The organism is Microcoleus sp. T2B6 (assembly GCF_036700475.1).
Lineage (GTDB): Bacteria > Cyanobacteriota > Cyanobacteriia > Cyanobacteriales > Microcoleaceae > Microcoleus.
On record NZ_JAUBOZ010000028.1, the window covers coordinates 1 to 13,765 of the forward strand.

Here is a 13,765-nt window from a genome sequence, read left to right on the forward strand (position 1 = left end):
CTATCCTTGCTCTTCGCTGTGCTTATCTCAACGGTCAACTTTCAATTTGATGTATTTGCCAAACTGAGATGCACCCTTCTTGACAATGGTGTAATATGTAGGTTTCAAAAAGCATTTAGCCTTGGTATATTGTCAATTCGCCACTATTTTGATATAAATATAAAAGCTAATTTGATTGAGGATGTTTTAAGTGAAAGCAGTTATTTTATTGTCGGGAGGGCTGGATTCCTCAACAGTTTTGTATCAAGCCAAAGCCGACGGCTGCGAGTGTTACGCTATTTCCTTTGACTACAAGCAAAGACATCGGCGGGAGTTGGAATCAGCAAGGGCGATCGCACTTTCGGCCGCGGTTAAGGCACATCAGATAGTAAACTTTGACTTGACGCTTTGGGGCGGTTCCGCTTTGACGGATAATGAGATGGAATTGCCGATCGATCGCAATCTTGCAGAAATGTCCCAAAACATCCCAATTACCTACGTTCCTGCTAGAAACACGATTTTTCTCAGTTTTGCCCTCGCCTACGCAGAAACTCTACAAGCCGATCGAATTTACATCGGCGTCAACGCTTTAGATTATTCCGGCTATCCCGACTGCCGCCTCGATTACATCCAAGCCATGCAGGAAGTATTTCGGTTGGGAACCAAGCAGGGAAGGGAAGGAGAAGCTATTAATATTATAACACCTTTGATCGAACTTAAAAAAACCGAAATTATTCAATTAGGCAACAAATTAGGAGTACCTTGGGAGCAAACTTGGTCTTGCTATGCAGGGGGTGAAGCTGCCTGCGGTGTTTGCGATTCTTGTCGGCTTCGGTTGGCAGCTTTTGAGGAATTGGGATTGAAAGATCCGGTGCCTTATGCTTAAAAAGTATTCGGACTCGGCGGTTAAAAACGATCCTCCATAACTCTCGTTCCTCTCTAGGAGACTAAAGAATAAACGGGGTTGCTAACTCAGATTAGGTATAAAAAGTTGCGCTATTTTGAGCGCCATTTTCATCAAAATCTCAACTCGAAAATTTCGCCACACCTCTCAACCCGCTATTCTTTCGCCCTTTCCCCACAACTTCCTCATCCGCTGCTGCAACTGCACTCAAAGCTCGATCGCCCGCAGCCCCTTCCAACAAGTGAATTTGAAGTTGATCCAAGCGCGGCCCGGACACAGAAACAACCGTAAGTTCCACATTTTCGCCCCGCCAAACTTCCCCAGCAGCCGGCATTCTTTGCAACTGATAACTCAGAAAACCTCCGATTGTCTGATATTCGTCAGTTACTGGCAAATCCAAATTCAATATTTGATTCACATCATCTAAATTTAACTGCGCTTGCACCAAAAAAGTGCGATCGTCCAATACTTGCAAAGCAATTTCTTTGCTGTCGGGCGACTCGTAGCTGCGGCCGATAATTTCGGCAATCAAATCCCTCAGCGTCACTAACCCGGAAATGCCACCAAATTCATCAACTACGATCGCAATTTCTTCCGACGAACTCTGCATCAAAGGCAGCAGTTCCCCCAGCAGCATCATCTCCGGCACAAACCTCACCGAACGCATCCAAGGTACAATTGGCGTGTCGGGAGATAGCAAACCTTCAGCTAGGGGTTTCGCAAGTTGTTTGAAGCCAATAATGCCGATAATGTCGTCTAAAGAATCTCCCGTCACGGGATAGCGGGAATGGTTAGAAATCGCCATTTCGTCGAGCAAATTTTGAAAGGTTGCCGTCTTCGGAAGTGCGACAATGCTAGGCCTCGGCACCATTACTTCTTGTACCCAAACTTCGCCAAATTCAAAGACGTTGTTGAGCAATTCTCGCTTTTCTGCTTCCAAGCCGCTGGATTCGCTGGAGGTAGCTATAATTAATTGCAGTTCTTCGGGCGTAACCGGCCGATGCCTTAGATCGTATTCGATGCCCGCAAACCGCAAAAGCGATCGAGTAGATTGATTGAGAAACGAGACAAAGGGATTGAACAAACGGGCAATCAATAAACTTGGAGGCCCTAAAGTTCTCGCTAGCTGTTCGGAATACAGTAACGCTACAGATTTGGGAAAGAGTTCGCCCAGTACGATTTGCAGGTAAGCTAGCAGGAAAAAAGTTACTATTGATATGCTAAAAGAATGGGCGATCGCCGACTTGATGTAAATTGGCAGCGGCAAATAGCCGATCGACATTCGCACTAGCACGGCGATCGTACTTTCTCCAATCCAGCCGAGAGCTAAACTAGAAAGAGTGATTCCCAACTGCATTGTCGAAAGCAATCGCTCAATACTTTGCTGCAAAGATTGCACCGTTTGAGCTGCAACGTCGCCAGCTTCCACTAACTGATTGATGCGCGATCGGCGTACCGTCACCATCGAAAACTCAGCCGCCACAAAAAAAGCATTAATCGCAATCAGCAACAGCACTGACAGCAACCGCGACAGCACCTCTGTCAAACTCATCGCGGGTAAATCAGATATCTCCTGCACTCTCGCCCCTAAAAGTGACACAATGCTCCCTAAAAAAACTTTATCGATCGAACCTGAGAATCCCTCTGCAGGTTTGGTCTTCTTTTATTTTACTTCGCCACTGGAATGCCAGATATTTGCAACTGAAGTTTTTGACCTGGATAATCTGTCAGCGTCAGTGAAACTTCCTTAGCATTTTCCAGCAAAGCTGTGGGAATACTCACCGTACCGTAAAACACCTGCCCGTTGGGGGGGAGTTCCGAGGGCAAATCCTCGGCAGTCGCGCTTAGGGCCCGGCCACGATCGTCAGTGACGTTCAAGAAACTGTAGAGAAACCTCACAGCTTGGGAGCCCTCATTTTTCATGCTCACGTCTAGCAGCATGGAATTGTTGCGCTGACTGGCCGCGCTCACTTCCAGGGTTATTCCCCCGTCGCGACTGTTCAGGGGAAACTTGGCGCTGGCATTTTGTGCAGCCGGTTTTTTGGCCGCGGCTGGTTTAGAGCTTGCCTTCTCTGTTTTAGTATTTGCCCCGGCCGTTGTTTTTTCTGGATCGCGACCTTCTACCCGTGCTTTGACGGTTGTGAGAATGTCTTTTTCTTTCAAAATGCTCACTTGCTCTTTGCTAGCCGTCTTTCCAGGCTTGCCGCTGCCAGCATTGTTGCTGGGACGAACATCGGGTTGAGTCGTTCCTTGCAAGGCTTCGCGACCTATAGTAAATCCCCAAACAGAACTCGTCACGCCTGCTCCAAACATCAGAGCCAGCAGAATTAGAGTCAGCACTACCGTCGAATTCACTGCCATTGCCTATAAGTTTATGCCGAGTCCTAGAAACTGCTTTGTCCGGTCGATCGGCTCCAGCACATTGGCTAACAGGCGATCGGGGACTCAGCAGATCTAAAGATTTTGATTTTTGTTCTCTAGTTCTAGCACGGACTGAGAAATTATGTTATAATTCATTTTGAGTTAGGTCGAAGAAATCGATTTAACGGCAGTTGGCCGAGCGGTTTAGGCAGCGAACTCATAATTCGCCCCAGGCAGGTTCAACTCCTGCACTGCCGATTTTTAAGAACATAGGACGCTCCGCGCGCGAAAAACCCGGTTTCTTCCTAGAGGCTTGCTTACCCAAAAGCCCCTATTCTGGTAGAAACCGGGTTTTTTACGTTGTCAGTGGGCGGAAACGAAGTATTTTGCTCAGTGATGGACGCAAAAAGTGGTTTGACGCGCTACTTACAGCGCACCCTACTTAGTTTATTTAGCTGGACTTTGTTTAACAGTCAGTTTTGCCCAATCTCAAATCTCAAATCTCAAATCTCAAATCGTATCAACCCTTAATTAACTCCACTCCGTCGCGCCCGTCGAGCTCTTGAACGTAAACCTTAACTTGTTCTTCCTTTGCAGTCGGCAACTTTTTACCAGTAAAATCCGGCTGAATCGGTACTTCTCGGTGGCCGCGATCGACTAATACCGCTAACCAAATTTTCTCCGGCCGCCCGTAATCGTTTACCGCATTCAAAGCCGCTCGACTCGTTCTGCCTTTATATATAACGTCATCTACCAACACCACAGTTTTGCCCGTCAAATCGAAAGGAATTTCTGTTTTAGCCGGTGTCCGCATCGCAACTCGATCCAAGTCATCTCGGTAAAAGGTAATATCCAAAGCGCCCACGGATACTTTGACTTGTTCGAGGACTTCAATTTGATCTGCCAAAATTTGAGCTAAAGGCACTCCTCTACTATGAATGCCCAACAGCACTAACTCCGAGGGGTTCCCTGATTTTTCGACAATCTGGGAAGCGACGCGGGTGAGAGTGCGCCTCACTTCATCAGGGGATAAAATTTGGATAATTTTAGTCATTGGTTGCTGCGAGCTAATTGTTGGCTGTTGGCATATCGAACAATTGGAGATTTGAGATTTGAGATTTGAGATTGACTTGACAGATGAATCTGGGGGTTTGAACTAAGGTCAATCGATTTTAGATTTGAGATTTTAGATTTTAGATTTTAGCATTGACCCCACGGATAAATTCGGGGGCTTGTTGATCGGATACAGGTTTTTTATTTCTGGGTCCTGAGTCTGCTTTCGGAATGAATCCGGGGGCTTGTATCCTGGATGCTTGATTGTCAAAACTTTTTTTGCTTCTGTCGGTGGCTTATATCTGTCTTCTGCTGGGCTTACCCAGAACGGATGAAAAGCAGATGCTGCGATTGCAATGCTTGGAGCGCGAACAATGACAGAAATACGTTATTTATGTCTCCTGGACTGTTCGCGTGAGGTCATCAGTTAGCGACTCAAACATAATAAGGTATAAAAAAGCAATGATAGTCCCAACCAAATCAGAAAGCAATACCGAGTTAATTGCAATGCTTGGCAAATTAGCGGCGCTGCGATCGGGTGAACCGGCTCGCCTAACAGCGGTTTGTGTTTGAGAACTCCGCGATAGGAATTGGTACCTCCTAGTTGTACTCCCAAGATGGCGGCGTAAACGCACTCGCTCCAACCGGAATTGGGACTGGCATCTTTAACAGCATCTCTCTGACAAATTTGCCAAATGTAAATCGGTTTGCCAGATATAACGGCTAAAGTAATCACTGTTAGCCGGCAAGGAATCCACGTCAGTACGTCTTCTAGTTTGGCGCTAAACCATCCTAAATCGGTGTATGGCGCTTCTTTGTAGCCGACGGTAGAATCTAATGTGCTGGCTGCTTTGTAAGCGATCGCCAAGGGAACCATCGCACTCGCCCACATCGAGTTAGGATCGATCGGGCGATCGGTAACACTTAATAATAGATGCGGCAGAGCGAACCCAAGTAAGGCATAAAATAGCGGTGCTGTCACGCCATCGACTGCATTCTCTGTTACAGTTTCTAACACGGCTCGCAGAATTTCTGGCTCGGATAAGTTTTCGGTATCCCGGCCGACGTAAAGGCTCAACCTTTCTCGCGCCTTGACTAAATCTCCAACATTTAAAGGTGCTAGCACATCCTCTGCTGCGGCCCTCAAACTGCGACCTGCAAAACAGCTTGCGAGCAAAATGGTCTGTATGGCAATACCTAAAAGAGGATGTACCCAACTAGCAGCTTGGACGATCGACCAACTGACAGTATAACTGCCTACAATCAGTCCGATCGCTAGTATTGTACCAGCACCTCGTAGCAACAGTTGGTGCCGAGATCCAGCAGGACTAGCACCTGCTTCAGGCATTTTACCTGCGGGATTATTCCATATATTAAAGACAAATCGAGTATAGCGGTCGATCGCCCAACCCATCGCCTGCACGGGATGTGGCCAACCCCAAGGATCGCCGATCGAATAATCCAACACCGCAGCTAAAATCAAAACAGGAAATTCATCCGGCATCATTATATATTGTGTCAAACTTGATAGTCCGGCCGAGCAGGAGCGATCGCAATGGTAGCGCAGGTTTTAACTACTGCTACCCTTGCGGAGGCAAGATTTTTGAGCTGCAATTTTAACGGCTGAGATTACTTTCGTCGCGGAGCAAGTGTACGTTCTGCTCCCAATTAACACCGTCAAAGGGTAGGATCTGAAAGTGTTCGATGGCATAGTCGTCAAGACAGCGGACGTTGACATCGAAATGATCGGGATGCGATCGGGGGCGATAGAACGAGTGAATGCCGCAAATTCGGCAGAAAGTATGTTGAGCAGTTCCTGTATTAAATGTATAGGTGGTCAAAACATCTTCGCCACTGAGCAAGGTAAAACGTTCCGGCGGCACAATGAGGTGCAAAAATCCCTTCTTTTTACAGATAGAGCAGTTGCAATCAGATGCTTCGTGTTTGTCAACGGCGACACGGAAGCGGACAGCACCGCAGTGACAGCCGCCAAAGTAGGTAACAAGTGTTGCGTCCATGTGTGCTTGCTGGCGATCGAATGAATGAACTTACCATTTAAATGATAAAGCTAGTTTCTTCCCCAAGAGCGGCTTGCCAACTGCGGACATCATAGTATAAGTCTTCGAGGGAAATACTGTACAGCGCTTCGGCAAGTTTTTTGTGCAATCGGTTCCACAAACTGAATGTTACCCAGTCCTCTGCTTGTGTCGCGTCGGGAAAATGTCGAGGTAAAGGTTCAATAGTTTCACCTACAGCCTCTAAGATTTGTCCTAAAGAGATTTGAGCGGGCTGGCGGGCCAATTGATATCCTCCTTGGGCACCCCGAACAGATTGGACTAAACCGGCTCGTCGCATTTCAATCAGCAATTTTTCTAGATACGGAGCAGGTAACTCCTGTCGCTTCGCTATCGATTTCACCGATGTCGGGCCAAAGCGAGGTTGCAAACTTAGATCCAGTAATGCTTTGACACTGTAGTGTCCGCGTGTGGTTAACTTCATGGGATTTTAAGAGCGGGGCAAATATTCAGCTAGCTGATAGCTGATAGCTTATGCTACCGAGTTTAGAGATTGCTCGCACCGGCTGCAGCTACTCCTCAAGAAAGACTGCAGGTTGTTAAAAATATTTAGATAATAGTGGTTAACAATTGAGCCGATCGGTGTAATATGGTTTTACGACCAGCTATAAAGCTAAAGTTTCTTGGTCAAACCAAAAACCAACCGAGAAAAAATCCGTACACCAGTTGAATATTTCAGGACTCAGTAAATGGCTAAAAAGAAAAATATCGAACCCCTTGAAGGCGAAGATCTGATCAAAAAGGTCAAAGACCTAGAGAACCTTACCAAGGAAGAAAAAGCTAGAGCCTGTGGCTACTACACCGTTACCAAGAACGGCGTAGAACGGGTCAACATGATGAAATTCCTGAATGCGCTGATTGATGCAGAAGGCATTCAGCTAGACGGGAAGCAAAACGGCAATGGACGCGGCGGACGCTCTGCCAGCTATCGGATTAGCGTTCAATCTAACGGCAACTTACTGATTGGAGCCGCCTACACGAAACAGATGGAACTCCAGCCAGGAGATGAATTTGAAATCTCTCTGGGACGCAAGCACATTCACCTGCGCCAAATCGATCGAGAAGAAGAAGTAGCCTAGGCCTTTACCACTTGCTTTGACTTCTTGCTTGAACTGGTTGGTTTGACTTCAAGCATTGACTGCAAGCAGAGAATTGGCTCTGAAATCTTTCTGTGAGCCTAAAACACTATGGCTTCTATAGATGGCAATGGCTCGACAAAAGCCACTGCCACTACTTTATATTTTCCGAGAATACCTATTCTCGACCCCTCGCTATATCCGTTTGGACAAGCGGGGGATCTTCCGCGTAGCAGTTAAAGAGAAGTTCGGCAACGGATTGTGTACCGGATGTAACGGATGTAACGGATGGATGTTCGGCAGCCAATAGTGTACGGGATTTAACGGATGTAATTGATGAACCGAAGAGGTTTGAAGGAAGAATTAGGTTTGGTTGAGCTAGGAAACTCACCAAAGCAAGAAAATGGCGGAGGTATTCTGGGCCAAGAGTGCGTAATACGAGTTTAAAAAAAAGAATGCAACTGTCGGCAAACTCCAAAGCACGAGCTTCCTCATCCATCCCCAATTATTTAATCTAAAATCTAAAATCTAAAATCTAAAATGGTATAAGTCTCGTGCTTGCTCCTGATTTGTGTCTGGGTGGGAGGGGTTTTGATGGCAAGGAAACACCTCGATCGCCCCTAAGTGAAATTACAGGCTGGAACAGTTAAAGTGTTAGGGAGCAATTAGTCATCAGCCTATGCCGTTGCCCCGATTCGCGAGCAAAACTTCTCAACACCAAACAAAAATCTCCCTGCGTCGCCTTCTAGTGGCCTCTTTTGTGCTGCAAATCGTCGCAGCAGTTGCGATTGTCGGGTATCTGTCCTTTCGCAACGGAGAAAGAGCAGTCGAAGAGCTCGCCGAGAAATTGATCGCGGAGACGGGAAAGAGAGTGGAAGAAAAGCTGATTTCTTTTCTCGAACCTACCCAGTGGGTAAATAAACTTAACGCTGAAGCGATCGAGCGCGGTGAATTAAACTTACAGTTAGAAAAGCCGCAGCCTCGGGGAGAGAAGTTCCTCTGGCAACAAATGCGATCTTTTAAAACCATTCAATGGATATCCTTCGGTGCTGAAAAATCAGGGGAATATCTCGGAATTTGGCGCAACCCCACGGATAACAGCTTGCAAATTGTCGCGGCGAACAAGTCTACCAACTTTCACAGCATTTACTACGCTACCGACGGCAACGGCACTCGCACCGATAAATTAAAGGCAGAACCCGGAATCTACGATGCCCGTCTCCGCCCCTGGTACAAAGAAGCTGTCGCAGCTAATAAACCGATTTGGACGAGCATTTATCCGGGTTTTACTCCTGGGACTGTTTTTATTGCTGCTAGCCAACCAATTCGCGATCGAAATGGTAAATTGCTGGGAGTTAGTGCCGTAGACTTTTCGCTCTCGGATCTTCAGCAATATCTCCATCGCATCAAGCTTAGCAAAACGGGACAAATTTTCGCGATCGAACGATCGGGCTTGCTGGTTGCCAGTTCAAGTCAAGAATCACCCTTTAGAAAGATGTCGGGAAAGCAGCAACTGCAGCGGCTGAATGTTTTAGACAGCCAAACTCCTGTCATTCGCACCGCAGCCGAGTATTTGTACGAACACTTCGGGGGCTTTGGCGACATTAAGCAGCGGCAGCAACTGCAATTTAGCCGAGACGGGCAGGCATATTTTGTGGAAGTGCTGCCGTTTTCTGATGTTTACGGTTTGAACTGGCTGATTGCGATCGCAGTTCCCGAATCCGATTTCATGGGGCAAATTAACAAAAATACGCGCACTACAATTTTACTTTGTTGGGGGGCGCTGCTGCTATCGACAATTGCTGGAGTGCTGACAGCGAGGTGGGTAACGCTGCCGCTGCTGCGGCTCAATGAAGCAGCTAAAGATATTGCCGCCAGAAAGTTCGATCGCGCTGTTGCTGTCAGCAGGCTTGATGAAGTTGGGGAATTAGCGCAGTCTTTCAATGAGATGGCAGATCAACTGAAACAGTCTTTTCAAGCTTTGGCAGAAAGTGAAGAAAAATTTGCCCAACTGGTAGAAAATTTGCCCGTTGGAGTCTCGACGATCAATCCGGGCGGCGCAGTTATTTTCATGAATTCGGCTGGAGAGCAAATATTAGGCAGGGGAGAAATGCCCGATGCCACCGCAGCAGAGCTACCACAAGCTTATCAAATTTATATAGCAGGCACTAATCAACTTTACCCGGTCGAGCAAATGCCGTTTGTGCGGGCGTTGAGTGGCTTGGAGGTGATTGCTGAAGATATGGATATTCGCCGAGACGGAAAAAATATTCGTTTGGAAGTGCGAGCGCTGCCGGTGTTTGATGGTGCGGGGAATATCCTTTATGTTATTACTGTTTTTAAAGATATTACGGCTCGCAAACACGCAGAGCAAATATTGGCTGACTACAACCGTACCCTCGAAATTGAAGTAGTCGATCGCACGAGGGAGCTAGCCTCGATCAATGCCCGCTTGCAGCTCGAAATTGAGGAGCGCCAGCAAGCTGAAAAAATTATCCGTCAAGAGCGCGACTTTAATTTAAAGATTATCGAAAATTCTCCGATTTTTTTTGTGGCGATCGACTCTGAGGGTAAAATCCTGCTGGCGAATAACAGTATGCTGGAAGCGGTGGGCTATACTGCCACAGAAGTTGCAGGCAAAGATTACTTAGCTACATTTGTACCCCCAAGCGATCGAGCCGGATTACATTCAATTTTTACGGGCGTAACAGCGCGGGAGCAAACGGTTAACGAACATCGCATTCTCACTTCGGACGATCGGACTTTGTTAGTCGAGTGGCACGGCACACCGGTGCTAGACGAAGGTGGCCGCCTGGATTTCTTGTTTGGATTTGGGATTGATATTGGCGATCGCAAACAAGCAGAATTAGCCTTGCAAAAAAGCGAAGCTCTGTTTCACAAATTAGCGAACACTGTTCCCGGAGAACTTTACATCTTCGTGCAGCATCCCGACGGCTCAGTCAAGATGGAATATATCAGTCCTCTGTGCCGAGAAATTCAAGAATTAGAGCCGGAGGAAATCCAGAACAACTCTGCTTTACTCTACGAACAAATGCACCCGGACGATCGATCCAGTCACTTCGAGGCAATTGTCAAAAGTGCCACTGATCTAGAACTATTTTCCCACGAGTGGCGGATTGTGACAGCATCGGGAAAACTCAAATGGCTGCAAGGTTATTCTCGACCAGAATTGCGCGAAAATGGAGATATTGTCTGGCACGGCATAATTATTGATACGAGCGATCGCAAACAAGCAGAACAAGAACTCCAACAAGCCAAAGAAGCCGCAGAAGCTGCCAACAAAACTAAAAGCCTCTTTCTCGCCAACATGAGCCACGAATTGCGAACCCCCCTCAACGCCATTCTCGGCTTCGCTCAATTAATGGAACCCAGCGCTAATTTAACTTTGGCGGAAAAAGAAAATATCCAAATTATTCGCCGCAGCGGAGAACACCTGCTCCAACTGATCAATCAAGTCTTAGACTTATCTAAAATTGAAGCTGGGCGCATGACACTCAACCCCAAAATCTTTGACTTGTACCGCTTGCTGGGGGACGTGCAGAATATGTTTCAAATTGCGGCGAAAAATAAAGGATTGCAAGTAATTATTGACTGCTCTTCCGATGTCCCCCAATACGTGCAAAGTGATGAGGTTAAGTTGCGACAAGTGTTGATTAATCTCTTAGATAATGCGGTTAAATTTACCCCCAAAAATGGTTCAGTTTCAGTCACAGTTGGGCAAAATAAATTCCGAATAATTAACCCTACAAAAAACGATTTTTTAAATGTTGCAGAACATCAAGAAATAGTTTTTATTGGGTTTGAAATAGCCGATACAGGAGTTGGCATTTTGCCGGAACAATTAGAAAGCATATTTGAATTATTGGTGCAAACTTCATCAGAAAAAAAAGTTCAAACAGGTACGGGTTTAGGATTAAACATCAGCCGCGAGTTCATAAGATTAATGGGGGGCGACATTACTGTCGAGAGCGAAGTGGGACACGGCACAGTCTTCAAATTTGACATTCAAGTTGTTAGCGCAGCGGGTGCTGGTGAAGCGATCAATAAATATGTTCAAGTCAATGATTTATCGCCGATTTCAAGTATGGTACAAGAAAAAATATCTGATAGTGCTGCAATATTTACGCTGGACTCCAAGCCGAAAGTTTCCTCAGAATGGACGAGCAATCTAAAACAGGCCGTCCGTGAGGCTGACTTCGACTTGATTGCCAGAAGTATTGAGGAAATCGGTATCGATAATGATGTTTTTGCGGAAGTTCTGATGAATCATCTATATAATTTTGATTATCAAAAAATACTAGATTTGATTGCTGAAATTGAGCTGTAGGTTGCGCCGAAGATTAACTTATACAGCCTTTCTCAGTAACAGTGCGGTACGGTTGAGAATTGTCAGGTAATCAGTAGACAAGAGTGCCTAAATTTTTGATGGATAGACAAACCAAACCGCAGATTAAGGCAGATGAACACAGATTAACGCAGATCATTTCTATATCTGCGGGCTATTGGCAATAGATATGGAATTGCTCGCCCGCGTACCTCACGAAAGTTTAGAAAGGCTATATAATAATTATTATTGTTGATTTGCAGGTAATAATTTTGGAATGAGAATTAAATAACTTCCACTCTTGAATGTGGGATGGGCGTCCCGCCCGTCCAAAAAAGACGGGCGGGACGCCCATCCCACAATAACAATTAAATTTGTAAGTTATTTAATTCGCGATCCTTAGTCAGTCCTGGACTCAAGAACATACCTCAAAAAATATTTAAATATTGTGACAGTTTCGTCCCGGACTATTTGTGTTGGACTTAACTTTTTTGAAGCTAGAGTTAACCCCCCCGATCGCGCTTTTGATAAGGGGCAATCGAGGGGGTTAACTATTATTTGTCAAGTATCTGAGGATATCAAGCAGGGTTCGCTTCGGCTCGTTTTTGTAGCAGGCGGGCAATTTCAGCTTTTTCTACAAGTCCGACGAGGACACCGTTTTCGCGAATGACGGGGAGTTCTTGTACTTTGAGTTGTTCCAGAAGGGTGACGACTTCGAGGAGGGATAATTCCGGTTTGACGGTGGTGGAAAATTCGATCGGCTTCAGGAGTTCTTTCACTAAAACTTCGGGCCAGCGTCCAGTAGGAATGGTTTTGAGGTCGTCAAGGTCGATCGCCCCTACCAATTGTCCGGCATCATCTGTTGCCAGGAACCGGCGCCAGGTATGGGCGCTACCGATAACGTAGTTGTTGGCAAATTCTCTGAGGGACAAGTCTTGGGAGACGATCGGACTTTCGGGTGTCACAGCATCTGCGGCTGTCAGGCCTGCCAGTTTATTTTGGACTGTGGCATATTGTGCAGATTGACCGGCATTTTGCAGTAAGAACCAACCGATTACTAGATTCCAAATATTGCCGAATACGCCTGTAGCAATGGCAATCCAACCAATTATTTGACCGACGCGGCTAGCAAAAATTACACCTTTGTAAGGGTTGCCAGTAATTTTCCAGACTATCGCTTTGAGGATGTTGCCACCGTCGAGGGGCAAACCGGGAATTAAGTTAAATAAGGCTAGAACTAAGTTGATGGAAGCTAAAAGTCCGACGATGGCCGCTGCGGGACCTGTGAGACCAGCACCGATGCCTATGGCTGTTAACAAACCGGATAGAAATAAGCTCACCAACGGGCCTGCAATTGCTACCCAAAATGCTTCGGCTGGGGTTTTGGATTCTCTTTCTAAATTAGCCAGTCCGCCAAACAGAAATAGCGAAATCGATTTCACGCCAATTCCCTGTTTAATGGCTACCCAACTGTGTCCTAATTCGTGGGCTAAGACGGAAGCAAATAACAGTAACGCTGTGAATAATCCCAGCATCCAGGGCGCTACGGGGCCCAATGTGGGAAACAGGGCAGCTAATGCGCCGCCGTACTGCCAGGTTACTAAACCCAGAACTAAAAACCAAGATGCGTTGACAAAGAAGGGAATCCCAAACAGGTTGCCGACGCGAAATGTACCGTTCATAATGGCTAACTCTGATTTTACGAATGAGAGGTTTTTCTCTCTGTCTCCTTATCGTAACGAAACGTAACGGCGATGTTAATGTTTCAATTAGGGTGTTATCCGTCTGTGGAGGTTCGGTTTGCTGAATAATTACCGCCGACTGCGGTTTGGCCCGCTAGGGGTTAAAAATCCTTATCTCAAAACGGAAGTTCTTGCTATGAGGCTTGAGGAGGATATCTGTTTTAATTTTCGGTTTGAATTTTCAGCCGATTTTAACTCAAATCTTGCACCTCTGTCATGAACAGGCAAGA

The 13,765-nt window shown here is 46.3% G+C and carries 11 protein-coding genes and 1 tRNA gene; 5 read left to right on the forward strand and 7 right to left on the reverse strand.

Going from position 1 to position 13,765, the window contains the following annotated elements:
• Positions 1-190 precede the first annotated feature (190 nt).
• On the forward strand, positions 191-865 hold the full coding sequence (gene queC / locus QUA00_RS14605) for a 7-cyano-7-deazaguanine synthase QueC (protein WP_333410072.1): 675 nt from the start codon (positions 191-193) through the stop codon (positions 863-865).
• A 139-nt stretch (positions 866-1,004) separates the two neighbouring features.
• On the opposite strand, the gene QUA00_RS14610 is transcribed toward queC, so the two are convergent.
• Positions 1,005-2,483, reverse strand: coding sequence for a hemolysin family protein (locus tag QUA00_RS14610; RefSeq protein ID WP_333410073.1), 1,479 nt, complete (start codon positions 2,481-2,483; stop codon positions 1,005-1,007).
• A 68-nt stretch (positions 2,484-2,551) separates the two neighbouring features.
• Entirely contained in the window at positions 2,552-3,244 is a 693-nt protein-coding gene (locus QUA00_RS14615; RefSeq protein ID WP_333410074.1) for a hypothetical protein, read from the reverse strand.
• 185 nt (positions 3,245-3,429) lie between these two features.
• On the opposite strand from QUA00_RS14615, the gene QUA00_RS14620 reads away from it, so the two are divergent.
• Positions 3,430-3,502: transfer RNA gene (locus QUA00_RS14620), tRNA-Ile, on the forward strand.
• 262 nt (positions 3,503-3,764) lie between these two features.
• Here the strand turns inward: QUA00_RS14620 and pyrR are convergent.
• The 4 genes from pyrR to QUA00_RS14640 form a co-directional block, all read right to left on the reverse strand.
• Positions 3,765-4,298 (reverse strand): bifunctional pyr operon transcriptional regulator/uracil phosphoribosyltransferase PyrR, encoded by a 534-nt coding sequence (pyrR, locus tag QUA00_RS14625; RefSeq protein WP_333322462.1) that lies wholly within the window; start codon positions 4,296-4,298, stop codon positions 3,765-3,767.
• Between the two features lie 426 nt (positions 4,299-4,724).
• Positions 4,725-5,804, reverse strand: coding sequence for an adenosylcobinamide-phosphate synthase CbiB (gene cbiB / locus QUA00_RS14630; RefSeq protein ID WP_333410099.1), 1,080 nt, complete (start codon positions 5,802-5,804; stop codon positions 4,725-4,727).
• 109 nt (positions 5,805-5,913) lie between these two features.
• Positions 5,914-6,315: a GFA family protein gene (locus QUA00_RS14635; protein ID WP_333148091.1), complete on the reverse strand. Its 402-nt coding sequence runs from the start codon at positions 6,313-6,315 to the stop codon at positions 5,914-5,916.
• 37 nt (positions 6,316-6,352) lie between these two features.
• Positions 6,353-6,796 carry an Rrf2 family transcriptional regulator gene (locus QUA00_RS14640; RefSeq protein ID WP_190656033.1) on the reverse strand — a complete coding sequence of 148 codons (444 nt, stop codon included), beginning with the start codon at positions 6,794-6,796 and terminating at the stop codon, positions 6,353-6,355.
• 265 nt (positions 6,797-7,061) lie between these two features.
• Between QUA00_RS14640 and QUA00_RS14645 the strand changes: the two genes are divergently transcribed.
• The 3 genes from QUA00_RS14645 to QUA00_RS14655 all read left to right on the forward strand — a co-directional run bounded on the left by QUA00_RS14645 (position 7,062) and on the right by QUA00_RS14655 (position 11,796).
• On the forward strand, positions 7,062-7,451 hold the full coding sequence (locus QUA00_RS14645) for an AbrB family transcriptional regulator (RefSeq protein ID WP_333060228.1): 390 nt from the start codon (positions 7,062-7,064) through the stop codon (positions 7,449-7,451).
• A 108-nt stretch (positions 7,452-7,559) separates the two neighbouring features.
• Positions 7,560-7,688 carry a hypothetical protein gene (locus QUA00_RS14650; protein WP_333410075.1) on the forward strand — a complete coding sequence of 43 codons (129 nt, stop codon included), beginning with the start codon at positions 7,560-7,562 and terminating at the stop codon, positions 7,686-7,688.
• A gap of 439 nt (positions 7,689-8,127) precedes the next feature.
• On the forward strand, positions 8,128-11,796 hold the full coding sequence (locus QUA00_RS14655) for a PAS domain S-box protein (protein WP_333148088.1): 3,669 nt from the start codon (positions 8,128-8,130) through the stop codon (positions 11,794-11,796).
• Between the two features lie 575 nt (positions 11,797-12,371).
• On the opposite strand, the gene QUA00_RS14660 is transcribed toward QUA00_RS14655, so the two are convergent.
• The gene (locus QUA00_RS14660) at positions 12,372-13,475 is read right to left on the reverse strand and encodes a site-2 protease family protein (protein WP_333410076.1); all 1,104 of its coding nucleotides are present in this window, start codon (positions 13,473-13,475) and stop codon (positions 12,372-12,374) included.
• Positions 13,476-13,765: the final 290 nt, after the last annotated feature.

What these genes read in the sequence shown, in the direction of transcription:
- cbiB (WP_333410099.1), bottom strand. Translation starts at nt 5,804, where the DNA reads ATGATGCCGGATGAATTTCCTGTTTTGATTTTAGCTGCGGTGTTGGAT.
- QUA00_RS14645 (WP_333060228.1), top strand. Translation starts at nt 7,062, where the DNA reads ATGGCTAAAAAGAAAAATATCGAACCCCTTGAAGGCGAAGATCTGATC.
- QUA00_RS14615 (WP_333410074.1), bottom strand. Translation starts at nt 3,244, where the DNA reads ATGGCAGTGAATTCGACGGTAGTGCTGACTCTAATTCTGCTGGCTCTG.
- pyrR (WP_333322462.1), bottom strand. Translation starts at nt 4,298, where the DNA reads ATGACTAAAATTATCCAAATTTTATCCCCTGATGAAGTGAGGCGCACT.
- QUA00_RS14660 (WP_333410076.1), bottom strand. Translation starts at nt 13,475, where the DNA reads ATGAACGGTACATTTCGCGTCGGCAACCTGTTTGGGATTCCCTTCTTT.
- QUA00_RS14640 (WP_190656033.1), bottom strand. Translation starts at nt 6,796, where the DNA reads ATGAAGTTAACCACACGCGGACACTACAGTGTCAAAGCATTACTGGAT.
- QUA00_RS14635 (WP_333148091.1), bottom strand. Translation starts at nt 6,315, where the DNA reads ATGGACGCAACACTTGTTACCTACTTTGGCGGCTGTCACTGCGGTGCT.
- QUA00_RS14650 (WP_333410075.1), top strand. Translation starts at nt 7,560, where the DNA reads ATGGCTTCTATAGATGGCAATGGCTCGACAAAAGCCACTGCCACTACT.
- QUA00_RS14655 (WP_333148088.1), top strand. Translation starts at nt 8,128, where the DNA reads ATGCCGTTGCCCCGATTCGCGAGCAAAACTTCTCAACACCAAACAAAA.